Source organism: Bradyrhizobium sp. B117 (assembly GCF_038969555.1).
Classification (GTDB): Bacteria; Pseudomonadota; Alphaproteobacteria; order Rhizobiales; family Xanthobacteraceae; genus Bradyrhizobium.
Window position 1 is genome coordinate 460266 of record NZ_CP152414.1, and the last position, 22784, is coordinate 483049.

The following is a 22784-nucleotide window of genomic DNA, read 5'->3' on the forward strand; positions in this document are numbered from 1 at the left end:
CAAGCTCCGCTGTCGTCCCGGACAAGCGAAGCGCAGATCCGGGACGACACCGAGTGTGGCGTGAGAGCCTCGAACCCTCAGCTATCCCACCCGCTCCCCTTGATCCCCGCGTTGGCATAGACGATGCCGCCATCGACAGCGATGGTCGCGCCCACGACGTAATCGCCTGCGCGCGAGGCGAGATAGATCGCAGCGCCCGCCATGTCCTCGTCGGTGCCGATGCGCCCGGCGGGCACGCGGGTTGCGACCTCGTCGCCATGGTCGCGGGCGGCGCGGTTCATGTCGGACTGGAACGGGCCCGGCGCGATCGCGGTGACCACGACGTGGTCGGAGATCAGCTTCACCGCCATGCGCCGGGTCAGATGGATCAGCCCGGCCTTGCTCGCGGCGTAGGAATAGGTCTCCATCGGGTTGACGAAGATGCCGTCGATCGAGGCGATGTTGATCACTTTCGCCGGCCGCTCGGCGGAAGCCGCCGCGCGCAACGGTGCGGCCAGCGCCTTGGTCAGGAAGAACGGCGCCTTGACGTTGAGGTTCATCACCTTGTCCCAGCCGCTCTCAGGAAATTCGTCGAACTCGGCGCCCCAGGCCGCGCCGGCATTGTTGACGAGGATGTCGAGCTTCGGCTCGCGCTTCTTGAATTCGCCGGCGAGCAGCTCGGCGCCGGCGACCGTCGAGATGTCGATCGGCAGCGCGATGCATTCGCCGTCATATCGCGCGGTGAGCTCCTTCGCGGTCTCCTCGCAAGGTCCGGCCTTGCGCGCGGTGATGTAGACCTTCGCCGCGCCGGCGCTGAGAAAGCCTGCCGCAATCATCTTGCCGATGCCGCGCGAGCCGCCGGTGACGAGCGCGATGCGGCCTTTGAGCGAGAACAGGTCGTTGAACATGGTGCCTCCCTGGGTTTGGCGCTCGTTGTGGGCGGGGAGGCGAGGGGAGTCAAGGAAGGCGCCGAGCATGGTGCCACGGCGGTTCAACAAACTCAGTGTCGTCCCTGCGCCACGTGCGCAATTGCGCACTAGGCAGGGACGACAGCGGTGATTGGATCAGGCCGCCGCGATCCGGCGAAAGCCGTTCCACATCGCCGTCGCAGCGCCCGAGGTCAGCACCGGCAAGATCCGCGTGTCCTGGTAATTTCCGTTGAGCGAGACCCGCGGCAGCGCGGTCATGTGGCCGGCGTTCTCGGCGAACAGCATGCCGGGCCGCGTCGTCACCGCGGTCTTGAAGCCGGCGGACGCGGCTAGGGTGAATTCGCGATCGCCCGCGGCTTCACGATCGCCGTAGGGATAGGCGAAATGCTGCACGGGGTGCCCCAGCGCCTGCTCGATCCGTGCGCGGCTCACCGCCATCTCCTGCGTGGCGATGTCCTCGGCCTGCTTGGCGAGATTGCAATGGCTGATGGTGTGGGCGCCGATCGTGACCAGCGGATCGGCGGCAAACGCCTTCACCTCCTCCCAGGTGAGGCACAGACTGCGGCACAGCGCGTCCATGTCGACGCCGTGTGTGGTGCAGAGCTGCACGATCTCGCGCTTGAGGTCGTGCTCGCCCGGCAGCGCGCGCAGCCAGTCGTGCAGGCGGTCGAACGCCGCCTGCTTTGCGGCGGGCGTGCTCGCATCGAGACGCAGCGCGGCGTTGCCGATCCTGACGTCGATCTGCTCGGCCTTGGCGATGACGGCCTCCAGCGCCGCCCACCACAGCCGTCCGGTGCCTTCCGCGAAATCGCTGGTGACATAGACCGTCAAAGGCGCGTCAAATTCGCGCAGCACTGGGAGCGCATAGTCCACGTTGTCGCGATAGCCGTCGTCGAGCGTGAAGGCGGCGAAGCGGCGGCTGAACCGGCCCTGCACCAGCCGCTCATGCAACTCGTCCATGCTGACGATGTCGATGTCGCGCGAGCGCAGATGGCACAGTGTGGCCCGCAGGAATTCCGGGGTGACTTCGAGATGCCGGTTCGGCTGGAACGCACCCTCGCGGGCCGGCCGCACGTGGTGCAGCATGAAAATGGCGCCGACGCCCGACAGAAGGGGGCGCAACAGGTGGTGCGCCCCGCTGAAATAGAGTGCTCCCAGCCCGGCGCGGATGACGTTATTGCGGAGTTGTTTCATTGCAGGCTGGCAGACCCCAGGCATTCCGCCCTCAACTTAGGGTGGGACCCTTGAAGAAAAAGTTATTCCAATTGTCCAGGCAAGGCCTTCGGAAGGACGCCATTTCCGGTTTGACAGCCCGCCAAGGGTTTGTTTTGTCTCCGGTTCCAGAGTTCGGGTCGTCGAATGCAGAAGCTTTTCAGGTGGGCCAGCAAATGGTGGCCGGGGCTGATCCCCTTGGCCGTCATGTGGGGATTTGCGGCCTGGAATAATACCTTGCCGGTCGAGGCGGACCTCTCCGCCCGCAGCACGGCGGCGCTCAAGGACACCGTCCTGGACAAAACCCGGATCACGGTGGACGGCCGCGACGTCAGCCTGGCCGCGGAGGCCTTTTCCGAGGAAGGGCGCCGCGACGCCGTGATGGCGGTTGAGATGGTTCCCGGCGTGCGTCTGGTCGACGACCTCACCCGCCTCGTTCCCGAAGCCAAACCTTTCGTCTGGAATGCCGAACGCGACGTGGTGCGGGTGACGCTGTCGGGCTCCGCGCCGTTGCCGTCGATGAAGCAGCGGTTGACCGAGGCCGCCCGCAAGGAGGTCAACGGGGTCGAGGTCGCCGATCAGATGGGCCTGGCGCGCGGGGCGCCGCCGCGGTTCGAGGCGGCCGCGATGCTGCTGCTCGACCAGATCGGCAAGCTCAAGGACGGCAAGATCACGATCTCCGACACCAAGGTCAGCCTGTCCGGCATGGCGCGCGAGCTCGGCGGCCGCGAGGCGATCGCCGCCGCGCTGAAGAACCTGCCCGAGGGCTTCTCGGTCGCCACGAACGACATCAAGGCGCCGCCTTACATCTTCCAGGCCTACAAGGACCCGGTCGCCGCGACCGTGACGCTGACCGGCTACGTGCCCGACAACAACGTGCATGCGGCGATCGCGACCAGCGCATCGCGCAAATTCTTCGGCGAGAAGGTTGTCGACAATCTCAAGGCCAGCGTCGGCGCGCCCGGCTCGTTCAACCCCGCCGTGGTCGCGGCGCTCGGCGCGCTGTCGCGGCTGTCGACCGGCACGCTCGTCGTCTCCGATCGCGAGGTGAAGCTGTCGGGCGATGCGCTCTATGAGGGCGCCGCCAACGACATCCGCGCAGGGCTCGGCAAGGACTTTCCGAAGAACTGGCAGTACAAGCCCGAGATCACGGTGAAGCCGGCCGCGGGCCCGGTCGACGGCACCGTCTGCCAGCAATTGTTCACCGAGCTCCTGAACAAGGGCAAGATCCGCTTCGCGACCAAGCGCGCCGACATCGATCCGGATTCCGCCGGCATTCTCGATCACCTGATCGAGACCGCGCTGCGCTGCCCCACCACCAATATCGAGGTCGCCGGACACACCGATGCCGACGGCGAGGATTCCTTCAACCAGGCTCTCTCGGAGAAGCGCGCGCAGGCGGTGATCGACTATCTGGTTAAGGCCGGCCTGCCCGCCTCCCGCTTCACCGCGGTCGGCTATGGCGCCACGCAGCCCCTTGCCGGCAATGACACCGACGACGGCAAGGCGCAGAACCGCCGCATCGAATTTCTGGTGAGGTGACGATGCCCTATCTCGTCTCATTCCACATGGGTTGGCTGATCGGCTCGTTGCTGCTCGGCTTCTGCATGGGCTGGATCTCGGTGGTCCAGCGCGGCAACGGCACGTCGAAAGTGACCGCGCGCTGGCTCGCCGTGCTCGTCGCGGGCCTCGTCGCGGTCTCGTTCGCGCATGTCGTCCCCGGCCGCTTCGGCTACTGGCTCGACCTCGGCCTGATCATGTTCGCCTGCTATCTCGTCGGCTGCACCATCGGCGCCTTGCTGCGCGACCGCGTGGTGTCGCGGAGCCAGCCTGTGGTTTGAGGCCTAGGGCTCGGTTAGCGGCCGACCGTTGCCATCGCGACGCATCGGAAAATTTGAGTGAGGTGGCCATCGCTCTCTCGCTCCCTCCCCCCTTGCGGGGGAGGGTCGGGGAGAGGGGTACCGCACGGGGACTCTCTCCGTGGTGCACCCACAGTCGATGCAATGATCGGCACCTGTTTCTGGGCCACCCCTCTCCCTAGCCCTCCCCCGCAAGGGGGGAGGGAACGCACCTCCATCGGAGCGCCAGGTGCGGCTCATCCTTAGATCCGACATTGCGATAAAGGCTTGATCGACAAGCAGATTGCTGAGGAGCAACGCGATGCTTGACATCAATACGTACGTACGTATTATTTGGTTTATGCCGAAGCCCTCGCTCAAAGACGCCATCCTCGACGCCGGCCTCAAGGTCATGTTCCGGACTGGTTATCACGGCACCAGCGTGCGCGACGTCACCGCTGCGGCGGGCGCGCCGCAGGGATCGTTCACCAACCATTTCCGCTCCAAGGAGGCGTTCGCCTCCGAGGTGCTCGACCGCTATTTCGGCGTCACCCGAGGATTGGTCGCCGAAGCGCTCGAGGACGCCTCGCTGACGCCGCGCGCGCGGCTCAGGCGCTACCTCGACATCATCAGCGGCCGCTTGGAGGCCGACGGCTACGGCCGCGGCTGCCTGATCGGCGACCTCAGCCTGGAGGCAACCGGCAGCAGCGAGCTGCTGCGTGCGCGCCTTGCCGAGATCTTTGCCGAATGGCGCGTGCCGTTCGCGGCCTGCATCAGGGACGCCCAGACCAGCGGCGAGATCGCCTCGGATTTCGAGCCCGAGGAGCTTGCCGATTTCCTGCTCGCATCCTGGCAGGGCGCGATCCTGCGCATGAAGGTCGACCGCAATCCCAAAGCGCTCGAGCGATTCAAGGCCATCGCATTCCAAACCGTGTTCAAGGAGCTGACATGACCAAGCAGATCGAGATCCGCACAGCGTCCGTCCTGGGAAGCAACATGGCCTATCGCGAGGCGGGCGCGGAAGGCGCCCCAGTCGCGCTGTTCCTGCACGGCAATCCGACCTCGTCGCACATCTGGCGAAACATCCTGCCGCTGGTGTCGCCGGTCGCGCATTGCATCGCGCCAGACCTCATCGGCTTCGGCCAGTCCGGCAAGCCCGACATCGCCTACCGCTTCTTCGATCAGGTCCGCTATCTCGACGCCTTGATCGACGAGCTCGGCATCTCCTCGGCCTATCTCGTCGCGCAGGACTGGGGCACCGCGCTCGCATTTCATCTCGCCGCGCGCCGACCGGAGCTCGTGCGCGGACTTGCCTTCATGGAGTTCATCCGGCCGATGCCGACCTGGCAGGATTTCCATCACACCGATGCTCCGGAGGAGCAGGATCATGCGGAGGCGGCGCGGGCCGCCTTTCGCAAGTTCAGGACGCCGGGTGAGGGCGAGGCCATGATCCTCGAGGCGAATGCGTTCGTCGAGCGCGTGCTGCCCGGCGGCATCGTGCGCAAGCTGGGCGAGGACGAAATGGTACCCTATCGCGCGCCGTTCCCGACGCCGGAAAGCCGCCGTCCCATTCTCGCCCTCCCGCGCGAGCTGCCGATCGCAGGCGAGCCTGCCGATGTCTACGCGACGCTCCAATCCGCGCATGCGGCGCTGGCCGCATCATCCTATCCAAAGCTGCTGTTCGCAGCTCAGCCCGGCGCGCTCGTTGCGCCCGAATTCGCCGAGCGGTTCGCGGCCGCGCTGAAGCACTGCGCGCTGGTCCAGCTGGGCGCGGGATTGCACTTTCTCCAGGAAGATCACCCCGAGGCGATCGGCCGCTCCGTTGCCGGCTGGATCGCCGGCATCGAGGCGATGCGTCCGCAACTCGCGGCTTGAGAGGCGCAGGCCGTCTTCGGCGGCCGCTCCAAGAGGCCCCGACGCACAACCTTGGTATGGCGAAGCGCGGGGTGAGGGTTTTCTCTTCTCGGAGGTCCTCGATTGAGGAGATACCCTCTCCCAAACCCTCTCCCGCAAGCGGGGGAGGGAGCAGACCTCCGTTGTGGCGTACCGTTGATCCCGGGATCAGAGTGTTGCGCTGCGGTGCACGCGGGCAATCCCTGCAGCCTTTCGGCGCGCCGGAAAATCCGTGTACGACGCGGCCCTTCGCCCCTCTTTCAACCGGCAGGCGCGCCCCATAGATTGATTTCGGCTTAAGCCGCGACGGAACATTGTGCGGCTGAAATCATCAAAACTTCATGGCGCTTGCGCAGGATTGCAATAGAGATTCGCCTCGAGCCTTGCCGCCGAAAGCGCCAAACCGTGCATCCGGAGTCCGCAACCTGCCTAAAACATTGAAGGCACGAGTTTTTGTTCGAATTGCTGAATTCCACTCGGCCCCAAAACGCGCTAGTGGAGGGGCGGGGGGCATACGCGATGCCGGAGCCGGCGGCGAAGGTTCGTTGAGTGCCAGTGCGTCGTCCGCCTGTTCGCCGGCCACCCCGGCCGCTGAAGCGTTGTTCGAGGTCTAGATGCTGGAAGCCATACGCAGGGCGACGTCGTTTCTGCGCCAGAAGCAAATCCTGCACAAACTTGGAGTTGTGATCAGCGTCGCGGTCATCGGCATCGCTTGCTATGTGCTCTACCACATGCTGCGCGGCATCGACTTCAACGAGGTCCTCGAGGCGATCAAGAGCACCGAGCCGAGCCAGATTGCGATGGCGGCGCTGTTCGTCGCCGCGGGCTATTTCACCCTGACCTTCTACGACCTCTTCGCCGTGCGCGCGATCGGTCATTCCCACGTGCCCTATCGCGTCAACGCGCTGGCCGCCTTCACCAGCTACTCGATCGGGCACAATGTCGGCGCCAGCGTCTTCACTGGCGGTGCGGTGCGCTATCGCATTTATTCGGCCTACGGCCTGAACGCGATCGACGTCGCCAAAATCTGCTTCCTCGCCGGCCTGACCTTCTGGCTCGGCAATGCCGCCGTGCTCGGCCTCGGCATTTCCTATCACCCGGAGGCTGCCGCCTCGATCGACCAGCTCCCGCCCTGGCTGAACCGGACGCTGGCGATGATGATCATCGCGGCCCTCGTCGCCTATGTGGTCTGGGTCTGGACCCAGCCGCGGGTGGTCGGCCGCGGACCCTGGACCGTGGTGTTGCCGGGCGGCCCGCTGACGCTGCTCCAGATCGCGATCGGCATTGTCGATCTCGGCTTCTGCGCGCTCGCGATGTACGTGCTGGTCCCGGACGAGCCCAATCTCGGCTTCGTCGTGGTCGCCGTGATCTTCGTCTCGGCGACTCTGCTCGGCTTCGCCAGCCACTCGCCCGGCGGCCTCGGCGTGTTCGATGCCGCCATGCTGGTCGGCCTCTGGCAGATGGACCGCGAGGAACTCCTCGGCGGCATGCTCCTGTTCCGCGTCCTCTATTATCTGTCCCCCTTCGTCATATCTGTAATCTTGCTGACGTTTCGCGAAGTTATAATCGGCGCACGATCGAAGCGTTTGCAGCAGGCGGCGCTCAAGCTCGACCCCGGCCCGGCGCATGAAGCCGCCTATGTGAGAGAGCGCAGCGACAGCGGCGCCTGACCGGCGCCGAGCCTCTAAAGCGCGATGAGATTTGGATGAATCGTCATCGCGCTTTAGGTTGTTGTTTACGCATGATCTTTCCGGAAAACCGCTTCGCACTTTTCCGGATCATGCTTTAGGAGAAGCCCGCCCCGATGGCGATCGACGCACCATCGTCTCCCTCCGCGCAGCCCTGGTCCGACCGGCTGCGCCATTCCACCGTCATCCTGATCGCCGCGGCGCTGGCGCTGTCGGTGGTGGTTTCGCTCGGCGAATTGTCGGTGATGCGCGCCGCGACGGTATTCCTCTGCATCGCGGCCGCGGCGCTGATCCCCTGGCGGCTGCACGACAATGCCGCCTCGCGCGACGACACCCGCCGCGTCAACCCGGTCGAAAGCGCGGCGGTGGCTGCGGTGGTCGCCGGCATGCCGGATCCGGCGGTGCTGCTCGACCGCGCCGGCCGCGTCATCCATCTCAATGCCGCCGCCGCCCAGCTCGCGCCGGCGCTGCGCAAGAACGAGCTCGCCCAGTTCGCGCTGCGCTCGCCGGAGATCATCACCGCGCTGCGCGAGTCGATCGCGACCACCGAGCCGCGGCGCGCCACCTATCTCGACCACGTCCCGGTCGACCGCTGGATGGAACTGATCATCACCCCGGTGCCGGTTCCGACGACCTTCGGCGGCGCCGACAAATGCATGCTGATGACCTTCCACGACCAGACGCCGCTGCGCCGGGTCGAGGAGATGCGCGCCGACTTCGTCGCCAATGCCAGCCACGAGCTGCGCACGCCGCTGGCCGCGCTGTCCGGCTTCATCGACACGCTCCAGGGCCAAGCCAAGGACGATCCCAAGGCGCGCGAGCGCTTTCTCGGCATCATGCATAACCAGGCCACCCGCATGGCGCGTCTGATCGATGATTTGCTCTCGCTGTCGCGGGTCGAATTGTCGGCCCATGTGCGGCCGGACACCCTGGTCGATCTGCTGCCGATCATCTTCCAGGTCGCCGACGGGCTGGAGCCGCTGGCGCGGGAACGCCAGGTCGAAGTCGAGACCCATCTGCCGGAGACCCCGGTGATGATCGCGGGCGACCGCGAGGAGCTGCTGCGCCTGTTCGAGAATTTGATCGAGAACGCGCTCAAATATGGCGCCTCGGGCGGACGTGTCATCGTGTCGCTGACGGTTCCGGCAGCCACTGATGGAACTCAGGAAATCCGGGTCATGGTGCGCGATTTTGGCCCGGGCATCGCGCCCGAGCACCTGCCGCGCCTGACCGAGCGGTTCTACCGGGTTGACGTCGGCGACAGCCGCTCGCAGGGCGGGACCGGGCTCGGATTATCGCTGGTGAAACATATTCTTAACCGTCATCGCGGCCGGCTTTTGATCGAAAGCGTGCCCCGGCAGGGTGCCACTTTCACCGCCTGTTTTCCCCAGGTGAAGTCCCTGACGCAGAGCTGAAACCAAAGCGATTTCAATCGCTTGGTTGTGTCATCCAACTGTCACTAAACCTTCGTAAAAGCACAGCCGACCGCTCCTAAAGGGGCGGCGCGGGGAGCGCGATCGGGCGCGGATGGCGCTTCGCTCCCCTGTATGGAGACCAGCATGAATTTCATCAAAACTATCGTCGCTGCTGGCTTGGTCGCCGCAACGACGACGGCGGCGTTCGCTGCCGATATCACGGGCGCCGGCGCGACCTTCCCGTTCCCGATTTATTCGAAATGGGCTGACGCCTACAAGAAGGAGACCGGCAACGGTCTGAACTATCAGTCGATCGGCTCCGGCGGCGGCATCAAGCAGATCCAGGCCAAGACCGTGACCTTCGGCGCCAGCGATGCGCCGCTCAAGGCCGAGCAGCTCGAGAAGGACGGCCTCGTCCAGTGGCCGATGGTGATGGGCGCAATCGTCCCCGTCGTCAACATCGAGGGCGTCAAGGCCGGCGAGCTGGTGTTCGACGGCGAGACCCTCGCCAGCATCTATCTCGGCAAGATCACCAAGTGGGACGACGCCGCGATCAAGAAGCTCAATCCGAACGTGAAGCTGCCGTCGGACGCGATCACCGTGGTCCGCCGCTCGGACGGCTCGGGCACCACCTTCAACTTCACCAACTATCTCTCCAAGGCCAGCGCGGACTGGAAGAGCAAGGTCGGTGAGGGCACCGCGGTCGAGTGGCCGGTCGGCGTCGGCGCCAAGGGCAACGAAGGTGTGTCGGGCAACATCAGCCAGACCAAGAACTCGATCGGCTATGTCGAGTACGCCTATGCCAAGCAGAACAAGCTGACCTACACCGGCCTCGTCAACAAGTCCGGCAAGACGGTTCAGCCGACCGTCGAAGCCTTCCAGGCGGCCGCTTCGAACGCCGACTGGGCCAAGGCTCCCGGCTACTATGTCATCCTGACCGACCAGCCCGGCGACAAGTCCTGGCCGATCACCGCGGCGACCTTCATCCTGATGCACAAGGAGCCGGCTGATAAGGCGGCGTCGAAGGAAGCCATCAAGTTCTTCACCTGGGCGTTCAAGAACGGCGCCAAGGCGGCCGAGGAGCTCGACTACATCCCGATGCCCGAGAGCGTCGTGAAGCTGATCGAGAAGACCTGGTCGGCTGACATCAAGAGCTAAGCTCTCCTGTTCCGGAAGGCGGCGCGGCTTCGAAAGCCGCGCCGCCGGTCCGGAGCTCTCGCGAACGATCGTTCTCCGGGCTGGCGCCGCAATGGCGAACCATCCGGGGGCACGAGATGGTGATCTAAAAAGACGTATAGACCTAAAAAAACGTATAGTCAGTGCAGGGGATCGGCGTGGCAGAGATGGCTGTCGAGAGCAATGTAGTTGATGCCGCCGGACCGTATGATCGCGCCAAGGCGTTGAGCGCGTTCAAGCTCGGTGACCTCACCTTCTACTGGATCACGCGCCTCAGCGCGATCTCCGTGCTGCTGATCCTCGGCGGCATCATCGTTTCGCTGATCGTCGGTGCCTTCCCGGCGATGAAGGAATACGGCCTCTCGTTCCTGTGGACGCAGCGCTGGGCGCCGTCGGCAGATCCGCCCGTGCTCGGCGCGCTCGGCCCGATCTACGGCACGCTCGTCACCTCGTTCATCGCGATGCTGATCGCCATTCCGGTCGGACTCGGCATCGCCATCTTCCTCACCGAGCTCTGCCCGCAATGGGCGCGCCGCCCGATCGGCATGGCGATCGAGTTGCTCGCCGGCATCCCCTCGATCATCTACGGCATGTGGGGCTTCTTCGTGCTGGGCCCGTTCCTGGCCAACACCTTCCAGCCGTTCATGATCAAGATCTTCGACGGCATCCCCGTGCTCGGCGCGATCTTCGCAGGTCCCCCGTCCTATCTCAGCCTGTTCAACGCCTCGCTGATCCTCGCCATCATGGTGCTCCCCTTCATCACCTCGATCTCGGTCGACGTGTTCAAGACGGTGCCGCCGGTGTTGAAGGAAGCCGCCTACGGCGTCGGCTGCACCACCTGGGAGGTCGTCCGCAGCGTCGTGATCCCCTACACCCGGGTCGGCGTCATCGGCGGCGTCATGCTGGCGCTCGGCCGCGCGCTCGGCGAGACCATGGCGGTGACCTTCATCATCGGCAACTCGTTCCGCATCTCCTCGTCGATCTTCGCCCCGGGCACCACGATCTCGGCGGCGATCGCATCCGAGTTCGCCGAAAGCGACGGCCTGCACCAGTCCGGCCTGATCCTGCTCGGCCTGCTGCTGTTCGTGCTGACGTTCTTCGTGCTCGCGGCCGCGCGCCTGATGCTGCTGCGTCTCGAAAAGAAGGCGGGAAAGTAACATGAACCCGATTTACGCACGCCGCCGCCGCATGGACATCGTCATCCGCGCGCTCTGCATTGCCGCCGCCGCCTTCGGCGTCACCTGGCTCGCGCTGATCCTGCTGACGCTGTTCTACAACGGCCTGAGCGGGCTCAACTTTCAGGTCTTCACCGAAAACACCCCGCCGCCCGGCTCGACCGAGGGCGGCCTGCTCAACGCCATCGTCGGCTCGGTGATCATGACGGTGCTCGGCGTCGGCATCGGCGCGCCGCTCGGCCTGTTCGCCGGCACCTATCTCGCCGAGTACGGCCGCAACGACAAGCTGACCTCGGTGATCCGTTTCATCAACGACATCCTGCTGTCGGCGCCCTCGATCATCATCGGCCTGTTCATCTACGGCGCGGTGGTGGTGCCGATGCGCGGCTTCTCGGCGATCGCGGGCTGCCTCGCGCTCGCGGTGATCGTCATCCCGGTGGTGCTGCGCACGACCGAGGACATGCTGCTCCTGGTGCCGAACGCATTGCGCGAGGCGGCCTCCGCGCTCGGCCTGCCGCGCTCGGCCTGCCGCGCTCGCTGGTGATCAAGCGCATCGCCTATCGCGCCGCGCGCTCGGGCCTCATCACCGGCGTGATGCTGGCCACCGCCCGCGTCGCCGGCGAGACCGCGCCGCTGCTCTTCACCGCGCTGTCGAACCAGTTCTTCAGCCTGAGCCTGAACAAGACGATGGCCAACCTGCCCGTGACCATCAACAACTTCGTGCAGAGCCCCTATGCCTACTGGAAGCAACTCGCCTGGAGCGGCGCCCTGCTGATCACGTTGACCGTGCTTGCCCTGAACATTGGCGCGCGCATCCTGAGCGCCGAGAGGACCGCAAAATGAGCGATATGTCAGTTACCGTCAGTACGCCCGTTCAGCACGGCTCGCAGCCGCTGCCCGAAGCTCCGGCCAAGGTGACGGTGCGCAACCTCAACTTCTATTACGGCGAGCACCACGCGCTGAAGAACATCAACCTGACGCTCGGCACCAACCGCGTCACGGCGTTCATCGGCCCGTCGGGCTGCGGCAAGTCGACCCTGCTGCGCATCTTCAACCGGATGTACGACCTCTATCCGGGCCAGCGCGTCACCGGTCAGCTGATGCTCGACCAGACCAACATCCTCGACCCCAAGCTGGACCTCAACCTGCTGCGCGCCCGCGTCGGCATGGTGTTCCAGAAGCCGACGCCGTTCCCGATGACGATCTACGAGAACATCGCGTTCGGCATCCGTCTCTATGAGAAGATCTCGAAATCCGAGATGGACGACCGCGTGGAGAAGGCGCTGCGCGGCGGCGCGCTCTGGAACGAGGTCAAGGACAAGCTCAACGCGTCCGGCCTGTCGCTCTCCGGCGGCCAGCAGCAGCGCCTCTGCATCGCCCGCACCGTTGCGGTGCGGCCCGAGGTGATCCTGTTCGACGAGCCCTGCTCGGCGCTCGACCCGATCTCGACCGCCAAGGTCGAGGAGCTGATCCAGGAGCTCTCCGAGAACTACACGATCGCGATCGTCACCCACAACATGCAGCAGGCGGCCCGCGTCTCCGACAAGACCGCCTTCATGTATCTCGGGGAGCTGATCGAGTTCGACGACACCAGCAAGATCTTCACGTCGCCGAGCGATCGGCGCACGCAGGATTACATCACCGGCCGGTTCGGCTGAGGAGACGGGATATGGGTTCTGAACATACCGCAAAGGCCTTCGACACCGACCTCCAGGAGCTCACCCGCCTGGTCGCCGAGATGGGCGGCATTGCCGAGCGCATGATCGTCGATTCCGTCGACGCGCTGATCCGCCGTGACGTCGCTCTCGGCCAGCGCGTCGTCACCACCGACGCCGACATCGACGCACTCCAGAAGAAGATCGAGGAGCGTGCCGTTCTCACCATCGCCCGGCGCCAGCCGATGGCGGTGGACCTGCGCGAGATCGTCGGCGCCATGCGCGTCGCGACCGATCTCGAGCGCATCGGCGACCTCGCCAAGAACATGGGCAAGCGCGTCGCGGCGCTGGAGACCGACTTCCATCCGCTGAAGCTGTTCCGCGGCCTCGAGCACATGACCGACCTCGTGCAGCAGCAGGTCAAGTCGGTGCTGGACGCCTACGCCGCGCACGACCTGCCGGCGGCGATGGCGGTGTGGAAGGGCGACGAGGAAGTCGACGCCATCTGCACCTCGCTGTTCCGCGAGCTCCTCACCTACATGATGGAGGATCCGCGCAACATCTCGTTCTGCATCCACCTGATGTTCTGCGCCAAGAACATCGAGCGCATCGGTGACCATGCCACCAACATCGCCGAGACCGTGTTCTACATGATCGAGGGCCAGGCGATCACCGACAAGCGGCCGAAGGGTGACATGACGACCTTTGCCACGACGGTCCCGAATAGCTGAAGAGTCAAGGAGCGACGACACCATGGGCGCACGCATTATGGTGGTTGAAGACGAGGAAGCTCTCACCGAGCTGCTTCGCTACAACCTCGAAGGCGACGGCTATGACGTCGAGACGGTGATGCGCGGCGACGACGCCGACACCCGTCTCAAGGAGCACATCCCCGACCTGATCGTGCTCGACTGGATGCTGCCGGGCCTCTCCGGCATCGAGCTGTGCCGGCGGCTGCGCACCCGCCCGGAGACCAAGCAGCTCCCGATCATCATGCTCACCGCGCGCGGCGAGGAGAGCGAGCGGGTGCGGGGTCTTGCGACCGGCGCCGATGATTACATCGTCAAGCCGTTCTCGGTGCCGGAGCTGCTGGCGCGCGTGAAGGGCCTCCTGCGTCGCGCAAGCCCGGAGCGGCTCGCCACCGTGCTCGCCTATGGCGACATCGAGCTCGACCGCGACAAGCGCCGCGTCGCGCGCTCGGGCCGGCCGATCGATCTCGGCCCGACCGAATATCGCCTGCTGGAGTTCTTCCTCGAGCATCCCGGCCGCGTGTTCTCGCGCGAGCAGCTGCTGGACAGCGTCTGGGGCCGCGACATCTACATCGACGAGCGCACCGTCGACGTGCATATCGGCCGTCTGCGCAAGCTGCTCAATCTTGGCCGCGAGCAGGACCCGATCCGCACCGTCCGCGGTGCCGGCTACGCGCTCGACGACCGCTTCGCGAAGGCGGAGCAGACGTAAGTACGATTGCAAGCGTGCAAAATAAAAGCGCGCCAAGTGGCGCGCTTTTTATATGTCTCGGGTCGTCCCGGCCGCGTGCCGGGACGATGTCGTTTGAAGCAGTGTTCAGCGCGTGCCGGGCTTTGCCGGCGCACGGCGGCGATCCGCCGCCGGCTGGTAGGCGACGCGCGAGTGCTGCGCGCAATAGGGCAGGCCGGAGAGCGCCTTGCCGCCGCAGAAGAAGAAATCCGGGCTCGAGGGATCGCCGACCGGCCAGTGGCAGGTCGCCTCGTTCAGCTCCAGCAGCGACAGCCGCTGGCTCATCGGCACCACGTTGTCGTAGGTGACCGGCTCGGCCTCCACCTCGACCTCGAAGGCCTGCGCCAGTGCGGTATTGCCGCGCGAGATCGGACGGCTCACGCGCATCATGTGCTGCGCGGGGCGGGCCTTGCGCGGCCGGGGCGCTGCCGATGAGGGGCTCTTGGCGCGGCCGGACAGGCCGAGCCTGTGCACTTTGCCGATCACGGCATTGCGGGTCACATTGCCGAGCTCGGCCGCGATCTGGCTGGCCGAAAGTCCGGCCTCCCAGAGCTTTTTCAGCTGCTCGACGCGATCATCGGACCAGGTCAAAACCGTCATTGCACCCTTTCCCTCGCTGCCGGCCAGCCATCCTGGGGCCTCACAGCGAATGCCTAAGCCTTGAAAAACCCGTGCCGCCAGAATCCCTTAAGGCTCGCCGGGCACGCGAGGTGCGCCCGAACGTTTACGCCGGTACATGAGGACTCTTGGGATCAGAACTGCTGCACGAGATGTCGTATCTGACAGTCCAAACGCTACAATATGGCGTGACTCGCGCGCAAGAGTCCGCCGACTCGCTTCCACATGTTCCGTGGTGAAAATCCCGCAAAATCGGCACCGCAAGACTACGGATTCAGCGTTTCCCGGGGCTTTCCGGGCGGCATTGACACCCGTCTCACCAGGCATAAGATAGTCGCACGTGCCGCCCTTAAAAGGCGGCACGTTTCGTTTTCCGGGCCGGTCAATGGTGCGTTGCGCAACGCATTCAGGCCGTCCGCAACATCCAAGTGATCGTCATGACCAACAGCGCCGCGCCGCATTTGCTTCCCGTTTTCGCCAGGGCCGACCTCGGTTTCGAGCGCGGCGAAGGCTGCTGGCTGATCGCGACCAATGGCGAGCGCTATCTCGATTTCACCTCGGGCGTCGCGGTGAACGCGCTCGGCCACGCCCATCCCGCGCTCGTCAAGGCGTTGCAAGAGCAAGCGACGAAGCTGTGGCATATGTCGAACCTGTTCCAGAGCCCGGACGGCGAGAAGCTCGCCGCGCGCCTGTGCAGCGAGAGCTTTGCGGACTTCGTTTTCTTCTGCAATTCCGGCGCCGAAGCGCTGGAGGGCGTGATCAAGCTGGTCCGCCATCATCATTTCTCCAAGGGGCATCCCGAGCGCTACCGCATCATCACCTTCGAAGGCGCCTTCCACGGCCGCACGCTGGCAACGCTGGCTGCGACGGGGGCTGCAAAATATCTCGAAGGTTTTGGTCCGCCGATGGACGGTTTCGACCAGGTGCCGCATGGCGACATCGAGGCCGTGAAGAAGGCGATCGGCCCGCAGACCGCCGGCATCCTGATCGAGCCGATCCAGGGCGAGGGCGGCGTGCGTTCGTCGCCGCCCGCCTTCCTCAAGGCGTTGCGCCAGCTCTGCGACGACAAGGGCCTGCTGCTCGCGTTCGACGAGGTGCAGACCGGCATGGGCCGTACCGGCGATCTCTTCGCTCACCGGCGCACCGGCGTGACGCCTGACGTGATGTCGCTGGCCAAAGCGCTCGGCGGCGGCTTCCCGATCGGCGCGATCCTCGCGACCGCGGAGGCGGCGGCCGGCATGGGCCCTGGCTCGCACGGCTCGACCTTCGGCGGCAATCCGCTCGCGATCTCGGCTGCGAACGCCGTTCTCGACGTCATGCTCAAGCCCGGCTTCTTCGATCACGTGCAGAAGATGTCGCTGCTGCTCAAGCAGAAGCTCGCCTCCGTGATCGATCGTCATCCCGATGTCGTCAGCGAAGTGCGCGGCGAGGGCCTCCTGATCGGCATCAAGGCCGTGGTGCCCTCCGCCGATCTCGTCGCGGCGCTGCGCAACGAAAAATTGCTCACCGTCGGCGCCGGCGACAATGTCGTGCGTTTCCTGCCGCCTCTCGTCGTCACCGAAGCCGAGATCGAGGATGGCGTCGCGCGGCTCGAGCGCGCCTGCACGGCGCTTGCCGGCAACAAGCGGGCGGCAAGCTGATGACCAGTTCACCCAAGCATTTCCTCGACATCAACGAGCTGCCGCTGACGGAGCTCAAGCGGATGCTCGCCGCATCCTCCGCGATGAAGGCGAAGCAGAAGGCCCACCAGCCGGTGAAGCCGCTCGAAGGCAAGACGCTGGCGATGATCTTCGAGCGTCCCTCGACCCGCACCCGCGTGTCGTTCGACGTCGCCATGCGCCAGCTCGGCGGCGAGCCCATCATGCTCACCGGCGCCGAGATGCAACTCGGCCGCGGCGAGACCATCGCCGACACCGCGCGCGTGCTGTCGCGCTATGTCGACGCCATCATGATCCGCATCCTCAACCACGAGGCGCTGCTGGAGCTTGCGCAACACGCGACCGTGCCCGTCATCAACGGCCTGACGCGGCGTTCGCATCCCTGCCAGGTGATGGCCGACCTCATGACCTATGAGGAGCATCGCGGCCCGATCGAGGGCCGGACGGTGGCCTGGACCGGCGACGACAACAACGTGCTGGCCTCCTGGGCCCACGCCGCCGAGCGCTTCAAGTTCAAGCTCAATGTCGCAACGCCCCCGGAGCTCGCGCCGAAGAAGGTGATGCGCGACTGGATCAAGGCGACGAACGCGCCGATCGTGCTCGGCACCGATCCCGAGGCCGCCGTGAAGGGCGCCGACTGCGTCGTCACCGACACCTGGGTGTCGATGGGCGACAAGGAAGGCGAGCACCGTCACAACGTGCTCAAGCCCTACCAGGTCAATGCCAAGCTGATGTCGCTGGCCAAGCCCGACGCGCTGTTCATGCACTGCCTGCCGGCCCATCGCGGCGAGGAGGTCACGGACGAAGTGATCGACGGCCCGCAATCGGTCGTGTTCGACGAGGCAGAAAATCGTCTGCATGCGCAGAAGGGCATTCTGGCCTGGTGCTTCGACGCGGTGAAGTAATCTCACCTGTAGCCAGGATGGAGCCAACGGGTCGGCGCGAAGCGCCGCCCGATGACAGGCTCCGCGAAATCCGGGTTTGCGTCCGCAGACGGAGTGGGCCCGGATTACGCTGCGCTCCATCCGGGCTACGCGGGCTATGACGCAATCCCGTGGCCATGAGGTCCCGTGTCAACGCTTCGCGCGCGCCGGGACGACATCGAATTTGCGTTATCGTATGCGATCATAACTGCATCCGGAACACACCACCCTCGCGCCCCTTCCATTTCACCACCTCCGACCCCAGATAGAGCGCCATGGTTTTCCAATCCCCTGACATGAAAACCGGGCCTGAAGGCCCGGTTCGCGCACCATCAGCGGTTCCGATCGATGACGCCGTGCTGCCCTACGAGGTCGACGCGCTCGACGTGCGCGGTCGCCTGGTGCGGCTTGGGCCCGCGCTCGACGAGATCCTGACCAAGCACGATTATCCGGCGCCGGTCGGCAAGCTGCTCGGCGAGGCCATCGTGCTGACGACGCTGCTCGGCTCGGCGCTGAAATTCGAGGGCCGCTTCATCCTCCAGGCCCAGACCGACGGTCCGGTGTCGTTCCTGGTGGTCGACTACCAGGCGCCGGATCGCTTGCGCGCCTATGCGCGCTTCGATGCCGCGCGGCTCGGTGACGCCAAGGATTCCGGGACGCTGCTCGGCCGCGGTCATCTCGCCATGACCATCGACCAGGGCCCCGACATGAGCCGCTACCAGGGCCTGGTCGCGCTCGACGGCGGTGGTTTGGAAGACGCCGCTCACGAATATTTCCTGCGCTCCGAGCAGATCCCGACCAAGGTGCGCCTTGCTGTCGGCGAGGAGTGGCGCAGTAGCGACGGCGGTAAGCACCGCTGGCGCGCCGGCGGCATGCTGATGCAGTTTCTGCCGAAAGCGCCCGAGCGCGCGCGGCAGGCGGATTTGCATCCCGGCGATGCTCCCGAAGGCGCCGAGGTGCACAGCGTTGCCGAGGACGACGCCTGGGTCGAGGCACGCTCGCTGATCGAGACCGTCGAGGATGTCGAGCTGATCGATCCGGAGCTGTCCGGCGAGCGGCTGCTCTACCGCCTCTTCCACGAGCGCGGCGTGCGCGTGTTCAAGCCCTTGTCTCTCAAGGCGCAATGCTCCTGCTCGCGCGATGCGGTCGCGTCCATGCTGAAGAGCTTTTCGCCCGACGATCGCGCAGCGATGGTCAAGGACGACAGGGTCGTCGTGACCTGCGAGTTCTGCAGCTCGGTGTATCAGTTCACGCCGGATGAGGCGGGCGTCGAGGACGCGTAAGCGTACTGCCGGCCAAGTGCTCGGTGCCGTAGGGTGGGCAAAGGCACAGAGCGCCGTGCCCACCACGCCTCCGCAATCGCGATATTGTGGGCACGCTTCGCTTTGCCCGCCCTACGGCACTACGGGACCGAGGCGCGCCTGCGCTAGTTCAACACCCGCTTGCTGTCCGGGCTGTCCAGCGAGAATGTCGGCACCTCGATCTCGAAACGCTCGCCGCTTTCGCTGACCATCTGGTAGCGGCCCGTCATGAAGCCGGAGGCGGTCGAGAGCGGGACGCCTGAGGTGTATTCGAAGCGCTCGCCGGGGGCGAGGATCGGCTGCTCGCCGACCACGCCCTCGCCCTTCACCTCCTGCTGGCGGCCGGAGGCGTCGGTGATGATCCAGTGCCGCGTCTTGAGCTGCACGGTCTCCTCGCCGGAATTGGTGATGACGATGGTGTAGGACCAGAAAAAGCGCGAGCGGTCGGCCGACGACTGCTCCGGAACAAAGTTCGGCTCGACGGTCACTTCGATCTGGCGGGTCACGGCGCGGTACATGGCCGCCATCATAACGAAATCCGGCTCCGGAACCAAACGCCCGAGGCGGTTTTCACGACATCGTCCCGCCAGAATTCGCGAGGAAGTAGACCCCCCAAATGTGATCCGGCGCGCTTTGCGAGACAGTGGCCGGACCTGTAAACTCCTTCATGCGTCGCGACTTGCGCAAGGGTTTCTAGGCCCCGATGACCATTGCCGACCAAGTGACGGGATCGATCGCGGGAACCGCGAAACCGCGCGCGGCCGCGCCGGCCATCTCGCTGCCCGCCATCGGCGAGCGCGAGCTCCGGCTCGACCTGTTCCGCGGCCTCGCGCTGTGGCTGATCTTCATCGACCATCTGCCGCCGAGCCTTCTGACCTGGTTCACGATCCGCAATTACGGCTTCAGCGACGCCACCGAGATATTCATCTTCATCTCCGGCTACACGGCTGCCTTCGTCTACGGCCGGGCGATGCTGGAGAGCGGCGTCGTCATCGCCACCGCGCGCATCCTGCGGCGCGTCTGGCAGATCTACGTCGCCCACGTCTTCCTGTTCACGATCTTTCTCGCCGAGATCTCCTATGTGGCGACCAGCTTCGAGAACCCGCTCTACACCGAAGAGATGGGGATCATGGATTTCCTCAAGCAGCCCGATATCACCATCGTGCAGGCGCTGCTGCTGCGCTTCCGTCCCGTCAACATGGACGTGCTGCCGCTGTACATCGTGCTGATGCTGGCGTTGCCGCTGATCCTGTGGTCGATGAAGTGGAAGCCCGACGTCACGCTCGCGCTCTCGGCCGTGCTCTACGCGGTGACCTGGGAATTCGATCTCTACTTCTCCGCCTATCCGAACGGCTTCTGGGCGTTCAATCCGCTCGCCTGGCAATTGCTGTTCGTGTTCGGTGCATGGTGCGCGCTTGGAGGTGCGCGGCGCATGTCGCGTATCCTGGCCTCACCGGTGACGATGTGGATCGCGGTCGCCTATATCGTTGCGGCGTTCTACGTGACGCTGACCTGGTATGTGCCGCAGCTGTCGCATCTGATGCCGAAGCGGCTCGAGCAGTGGATGTACCCGATCGACAAGACCGATCTCGATGTGCTCCGCTTCACCCATTTCCTGGCGCTGGCCGCGCTCACGGTGCGCTTCCTGCCGCGGGAGTGGCCGGGCTTGAAATCGCCCTGGCTGCGCCCGCTGATCCTGTGCGGCCAGCACTCCCTCGAGATCTTCTGCCTCGGCGTCTTCCTCGCCTTTGCCGGCCATTTCATCCTGGCCGAAGTCTCCGGCGGCGCCGTCATGCATGCGCTGATTAGTCTCTGCGGAATCCTGATCATGTGGGGCGTGGCCTCGGTGATTTCGTGGTACAAGCGCGTGGCTGACAAGAGCGGTGCGAAAACCAAAAACGCCGTCGGCAACGCCGATCTGGCGGGAGGGGGCTGATGAAGGCGAAGGTTCTCCTGAGCCTGATCCTGCTATGCGGTAGCCTCGCCGCGCCCCAGGCGCGCGCGGGCGATGCTGCGCCTGCTGCCGCTCCTGCCGCGCCCGCAGCCTGCGAATTGCCGTCCTATCTGCTCACCAGCGAGAGCCAGCTTCCCAGGGTCGCCGAAGCCGTCAAATCCGGCAAACCCCTTGAAATCCTGGTCATCGGCAGCCGTTCGACCACGATTCCGGCCTCCGAGGATGCCTCCTATCCGGCGCGCATGCAGGCCATTTTGAAGGACAAGCTGCCGCCGTCGGAGGTCGTGCACGTCTCCGTAGAAATACAGAGCAAGAGGACGGCCGAGGAGGCGGCCGGAACCTTCGTTAAGCTGATGGAAGCAAAAAGGCCTACTTTGGTCATCTGGCAGACCGGGACCGTGGATGCTATCCGAGCCATTGATCCCGACGATTTCCGCGGCGCTGTGACCTCAGGGGTTGCCGCGCTGCAAAATGCAGGGGCTGACGTCGTCTTGATGAATTTGCAGTACAGCCCGCGAACCGAAACCATGATCTCGGTGCCGCCATATCTCGACAACATGCGGGTCGTGGCGCAGGAGCATGATGTCCCGCTGTTCGATCGTTTCGCGATCATGCGGCAGTGGAATGATCAGGGTCAGTTCGACCTGTTCAGCCCGTCCCGTGGGCCCGAGCTGGCGAAACAGGTCCATGATTGCCTGGGCCGGGCGTTGGCACAGTTCGTGGTCGACGCTGCCCATTTAGGGCCGGCCCAGCAGCAGAATTGAGGACTAGCGTTAATGAGTACCTTCCGCCCTTTTTGCCTGACGGCATCGCTGGCTGCGCCCGCAGCGGCAGCGCTGCTGTTGCTGATCCCGGCCTCGCAGTCGCGCGCGCAGGCGCAAGCCGCGCAGGCGACGCCCGCGCCCGCACAATCGGCTAATTCCGCTCCCGCATCGCCTGCCCAGACCACGGTCGCCGTGACGTCACACGAGCAGCGTGGCATCACCTCGCGCGCCATCGACAAGGTGAAGCAGGTCGCGAAATCCGCCGGCGACATCTTCAGCCGCGTGCCCTGTCTGCCGCCCAAGGGCGCTTCGAAGGCGATGGGCTCGCTGCCGCATGTCGCAAGCAAGCTCGTCGCCGGCCAGCCCGTCCTCATCGTCGCGTTCGGCTCGTCGTCGACCGCGGGATTTGGCGCGAGCTCGCCGGAGTTCAATTATCCGAACCGTCTCGCCACGCAGCTGCGCCGGCAATATCCGACCGCCGACATCACCGTCGTCAATGCCGGCGTCGGCGGCGAGGACGCGCCCGAGATGATGAAGCGCCTCCAGAAGGAGGTGATCGACGTGCATCCGGATCTGGTGATCTGGCAGGTCGGCACCAACGCCGTGCTGCGCAATCTCGATCCCGGCGACACCGCCAAGATGGTCGAGGACGGCATCACCCGCATCCAGGCCGCCGGCGGCGCCGACATCGTGCTGGTCGATCCGCAATATTCGCCGGCCGTGAACCAGCGCGCCGAGAGCGCCGGCAAGATGGTGAAGCTGCTCGGCAAGGTCGCCGAGCTCCGTCACGTCGGCATCTTCCCGCGCTTCGAGGTGATGCGCGACTGGCACGAGAAGCAGTCGATCCCTGTCGAGAGCTTTGTGATCTCCGACGGTCTGCACATGAACGATTGGGGCTATGCCTGCTTCGCCCAGCTGCTCGGCGACGACATCATCCGCTCGGTCGGCCAGATCAAGATCGGCGTGAACGTGCCCGCGGACGTGCGGACGTATCGGCCGATGTAACTCCGCTGCCGTAGGGTGGGCAAAGGCGTGAAGCGCCGTGCCCACCATCCATCGGCATCGAGATTGTGAATGGTGGGCACGCTTCGCTTTGCCCACCCTACGAGACCGAGCCCTTGGCTCGC

21 protein-coding genes and 1 pseudogene are annotated in these 22784 nt (G+C 65.2%); 18 read left to right on the plus strand and 4 right to left on the minus strand.

The window, feature by feature from the left end; genetic code table 11:
- Positions 1-77: 77 nt before the first annotated feature.
- Together AAFG16_RS02165 and AAFG16_RS02170 are read right to left on the minus strand one after the other, a co-directional pair.
- Positions 78-887 carry an SDR family oxidoreductase gene (locus tag AAFG16_RS02165; RefSeq protein ID WP_342736947.1) on the minus strand — a complete coding sequence of 270 codons (810 nt, stop codon included), beginning with the start codon at positions 885-887 and terminating at the stop codon, positions 78-80.
- A gap of 156 nt (positions 888-1043) precedes the next feature.
- Complete coding sequence (locus AAFG16_RS02170) at positions 1044-2102, minus strand: polysaccharide deacetylase family protein (protein ID WP_342736949.1); 1059 nt, start codon at positions 2100-2102, stop codon at positions 1044-1046.
- A gap of 165 nt (positions 2103-2267) precedes the next feature.
- Here AAFG16_RS02170 and AAFG16_RS02175 point away from each other — a divergent pair, with 165 nt between their 5' ends.
- The 12 genes and pseudogenes from AAFG16_RS02175 to phoB all read left to right on the plus strand — a co-directional run bounded on the left by AAFG16_RS02175 (position 2268) and on the right by phoB (position 14421).
- On the plus strand, positions 2268-3662 hold the full coding sequence (locus AAFG16_RS02175) for an OmpA family protein (protein ID WP_342736951.1): 1395 nt from the start codon (positions 2268-2270) through the stop codon (positions 3660-3662).
- 2 nt (positions 3663-3664) lie between these two features.
- Entirely contained in the window at positions 3665-3961 is a 297-nt protein-coding gene (locus AAFG16_RS02180; protein ID WP_342736953.1) for a hypothetical protein, read from the plus strand.
- A 358-nt stretch (positions 3962-4319) separates the two neighbouring features.
- Positions 4320-4910 (plus strand): TetR family transcriptional regulator C-terminal domain-containing protein, encoded by a 591-nt coding sequence (locus AAFG16_RS02185; RefSeq protein ID WP_342741103.1) that lies wholly within the window; start codon positions 4320-4322, stop codon positions 4908-4910.
- Positions 4907-5833 carry a haloalkane dehalogenase gene (locus AAFG16_RS02190; RefSeq protein ID WP_283083376.1) on the plus strand — a complete coding sequence of 309 codons (927 nt, stop codon included), beginning with the start codon at positions 4907-4909 and terminating at the stop codon, positions 5831-5833. The genes AAFG16_RS02185 and AAFG16_RS02190 overlap by 4 nt, the downstream gene beginning before the upstream one ends.
- A 632-nt stretch (positions 5834-6465) precedes the next feature.
- Positions 6466-7521 carry a UPF0104 family protein gene (locus AAFG16_RS02195; RefSeq protein ID WP_342736955.1) on the plus strand — a complete coding sequence of 352 codons (1056 nt, stop codon included), beginning with the start codon at positions 6466-6468 and terminating at the stop codon, positions 7519-7521.
- A gap of 134 nt (positions 7522-7655) precedes the next feature.
- Positions 7656-8954: an ATP-binding protein gene (locus AAFG16_RS02200; protein ID WP_342736957.1), complete on the plus strand. Its 1299-nt coding sequence runs from the start codon at positions 7656-7658 to the stop codon at positions 8952-8954.
- 144 nt (positions 8955-9098) lie between these two features.
- A complete protein-coding gene (pstS, locus tag AAFG16_RS02205; protein ID WP_283083379.1) occupies positions 9099-10112 on the plus strand; it encodes a phosphate ABC transporter substrate-binding protein PstS in 1014 nt (337 codons plus the stop codon).
- A gap of 185 nt (positions 10113-10297) precedes the next feature.
- On the plus strand, positions 10298-11287 hold the full coding sequence (gene pstC / locus AAFG16_RS02210) for a phosphate ABC transporter permease subunit PstC (protein ID WP_167381106.1): 990 nt from the start codon (positions 10298-10300) through the stop codon (positions 11285-11287).
- 1 nt (position 11288) lies between these two features.
- A pseudogene (pstA, locus tag AAFG16_RS02215) lies at positions 11289-12148 on the plus strand (phosphate ABC transporter permease PstA).
- Entirely contained in the window at positions 12145-12963 is an 819-nt protein-coding gene (pstB, locus tag AAFG16_RS02220) for a phosphate ABC transporter ATP-binding protein PstB (RefSeq protein WP_027564822.1), read from the plus strand. The pseudogene pstA and the gene pstB overlap by 4 nt, the downstream one beginning before the upstream one ends.
- Before the next feature lie 11 nt (positions 12964-12974).
- Positions 12975-13691, plus strand: coding sequence for a phosphate signaling complex protein PhoU (gene phoU / locus AAFG16_RS02225; protein WP_283083381.1), 717 nt, complete (start codon positions 12975-12977; stop codon positions 13689-13691).
- 22 nt (positions 13692-13713) lie between these two features.
- Complete coding sequence (phoB, locus tag AAFG16_RS02230) at positions 13714-14421, plus strand: phosphate regulon transcriptional regulator PhoB (protein WP_008143479.1); 708 nt, start codon at positions 13714-13716, stop codon at positions 14419-14421.
- Between the two features lie 105 nt (positions 14422-14526).
- Here the strand turns inward: phoB and AAFG16_RS02235 are convergent, their stop codons facing one another.
- Positions 14527-15039 (minus strand): GcrA family cell cycle regulator, encoded by a 513-nt coding sequence (locus AAFG16_RS02235; RefSeq protein WP_027564820.1) that lies wholly within the window; start codon positions 15037-15039, stop codon positions 14527-14529.
- Between the two features lie 455 nt (positions 15040-15494).
- Between AAFG16_RS02235 and AAFG16_RS02240 the strand changes: the two genes are divergently transcribed.
- The 3 genes from AAFG16_RS02240 to AAFG16_RS02250 all read left to right on the plus strand — a co-directional run bounded on the left by AAFG16_RS02240 (position 15495) and on the right by AAFG16_RS02250 (position 18921).
- Positions 15495-16697 (plus strand): aspartate aminotransferase family protein, encoded by a 1203-nt coding sequence (locus AAFG16_RS02240; RefSeq protein ID WP_283083382.1) that lies wholly within the window; start codon positions 15495-15497, stop codon positions 16695-16697.
- Positions 16697-17620, plus strand: a complete 924-nt coding sequence (gene argF / locus AAFG16_RS02245; RefSeq protein ID WP_283083383.1) for an ornithine carbamoyltransferase — start codon at positions 16697-16699, stop codon at positions 17618-17620. The genes AAFG16_RS02240 and argF overlap by 1 nt, the downstream gene beginning before the upstream one ends.
- A gap of 293 nt (positions 17621-17913) precedes the next feature.
- On the plus strand, positions 17914-18921 hold the full coding sequence (locus AAFG16_RS02250) for an Hsp33 family molecular chaperone (RefSeq protein ID WP_342736964.1): 1008 nt from the start codon (positions 17914-17916) through the stop codon (positions 18919-18921).
- A gap of 143 nt (positions 18922-19064) precedes the next feature.
- Here AAFG16_RS02250 and apaG read toward each other — a convergent pair whose 3' ends face one another.
- Positions 19065-19457, minus strand: coding sequence for a Co2+/Mg2+ efflux protein ApaG (apaG, locus tag AAFG16_RS02255; protein WP_027564816.1), 393 nt, complete (start codon positions 19455-19457; stop codon positions 19065-19067).
- A 185-nt stretch (positions 19458-19642) separates the two neighbouring features.
- On the opposite strand from apaG, the gene AAFG16_RS02260 reads away from it, so the two are divergent.
- From AAFG16_RS02260 to AAFG16_RS02270, 3 genes are read left to right on the plus strand one after another with little or no spacing between them, the layout of a single operon-like run.
- A complete protein-coding gene (locus tag AAFG16_RS02260) occupies positions 19643-20875 on the plus strand; it encodes an OpgC domain-containing protein (RefSeq protein ID WP_283083385.1) in 1233 nt (410 codons plus the stop codon).
- A complete protein-coding gene (locus AAFG16_RS02265) occupies positions 20875-21657 on the plus strand; it encodes an SGNH/GDSL hydrolase family protein (protein ID WP_342736966.1) in 783 nt (260 codons plus the stop codon). The genes AAFG16_RS02260 and AAFG16_RS02265 overlap by 1 nt, the downstream gene beginning before the upstream one ends.
- 12 nt (positions 21658-21669) lie before the next feature.
- A complete protein-coding gene (locus AAFG16_RS02270; protein WP_342736968.1) occupies positions 21670-22662 on the plus strand; it encodes an SGNH/GDSL hydrolase family protein in 993 nt (330 codons plus the stop codon).
- Positions 22663-22784 lie beyond the last annotated feature (122 nt).

Coding starts and splice junctions, on each gene's coding strand:
- AAFG16_RS02165 (WP_342736947.1), bottom strand. CDS start 887: ATGTTCAACGACCTGTTCTCGCTCAAAGGCCGCATCGCGCTCGTCACC.
- AAFG16_RS02170 (WP_342736949.1), bottom strand. CDS start 2,102: ATGAAACAACTCCGCAATAACGTCATCCGCGCCGGGCTGGGAGCACTC.
- AAFG16_RS02175 (WP_342736951.1), top strand. CDS start 2,268: ATGCAGAAGCTTTTCAGGTGGGCCAGCAAATGGTGGCCGGGGCTGATC.
- AAFG16_RS02180 (WP_342736953.1), top strand. CDS start 3,665: ATGCCCTATCTCGTCTCATTCCACATGGGTTGGCTGATCGGCTCGTTG.
- AAFG16_RS02185 (WP_342741103.1), top strand. CDS start 4,320: ATGCCGAAGCCCTCGCTCAAAGACGCCATCCTCGACGCCGGCCTCAAG.
- AAFG16_RS02190 (WP_283083376.1), top strand. CDS start 4,907: ATGACCAAGCAGATCGAGATCCGCACAGCGTCCGTCCTGGGAAGCAAC.
- AAFG16_RS02195 (WP_342736955.1), top strand. CDS start 6,466: ATGCTGGAAGCCATACGCAGGGCGACGTCGTTTCTGCGCCAGAAGCAA.
- AAFG16_RS02200 (WP_342736957.1), top strand. CDS start 7,656: ATGGCGATCGACGCACCATCGTCTCCCTCCGCGCAGCCCTGGTCCGAC.
- pstS (WP_283083379.1), top strand. CDS start 9,099: ATGAATTTCATCAAAACTATCGTCGCTGCTGGCTTGGTCGCCGCAACG.
- pstC (WP_167381106.1), top strand. CDS start 10,298: ATGGCTGTCGAGAGCAATGTAGTTGATGCCGCCGGACCGTATGATCGC.
- pstB (WP_027564822.1), top strand. CDS start 12,145: ATGAGCGATATGTCAGTTACCGTCAGTACGCCCGTTCAGCACGGCTCG.
- phoU (WP_283083381.1), top strand. CDS start 12,975: ATGGGTTCTGAACATACCGCAAAGGCCTTCGACACCGACCTCCAGGAG.
- phoB (WP_008143479.1), top strand. CDS start 13,714: ATGGGCGCACGCATTATGGTGGTTGAAGACGAGGAAGCTCTCACCGAG.
- AAFG16_RS02235 (WP_027564820.1), bottom strand. CDS start 15,039: ATGACGGTTTTGACCTGGTCCGATGATCGCGTCGAGCAGCTGAAAAAG.
- AAFG16_RS02240 (WP_283083382.1), top strand. CDS start 15,495: ATGACCAACAGCGCCGCGCCGCATTTGCTTCCCGTTTTCGCCAGGGCC.
- argF (WP_283083383.1), top strand. CDS start 16,697: ATGACCAGTTCACCCAAGCATTTCCTCGACATCAACGAGCTGCCGCTG.
- AAFG16_RS02250 (WP_342736964.1), top strand. CDS start 17,914: ATGGTTTTCCAATCCCCTGACATGAAAACCGGGCCTGAAGGCCCGGTT.
- apaG (WP_027564816.1), bottom strand. CDS start 19,457: ATGTACCGCGCCGTGACCCGCCAGATCGAAGTGACCGTCGAGCCGAAC.
- AAFG16_RS02260 (WP_283083385.1), top strand. CDS start 19,643: ATGACCATTGCCGACCAAGTGACGGGATCGATCGCGGGAACCGCGAAA.
- AAFG16_RS02265 (WP_342736966.1), top strand. CDS start 20,875: ATGAAGGCGAAGGTTCTCCTGAGCCTGATCCTGCTATGCGGTAGCCTC.
- AAFG16_RS02270 (WP_342736968.1), top strand. CDS start 21,670: ATGAGTACCTTCCGCCCTTTTTGCCTGACGGCATCGCTGGCTGCGCCC.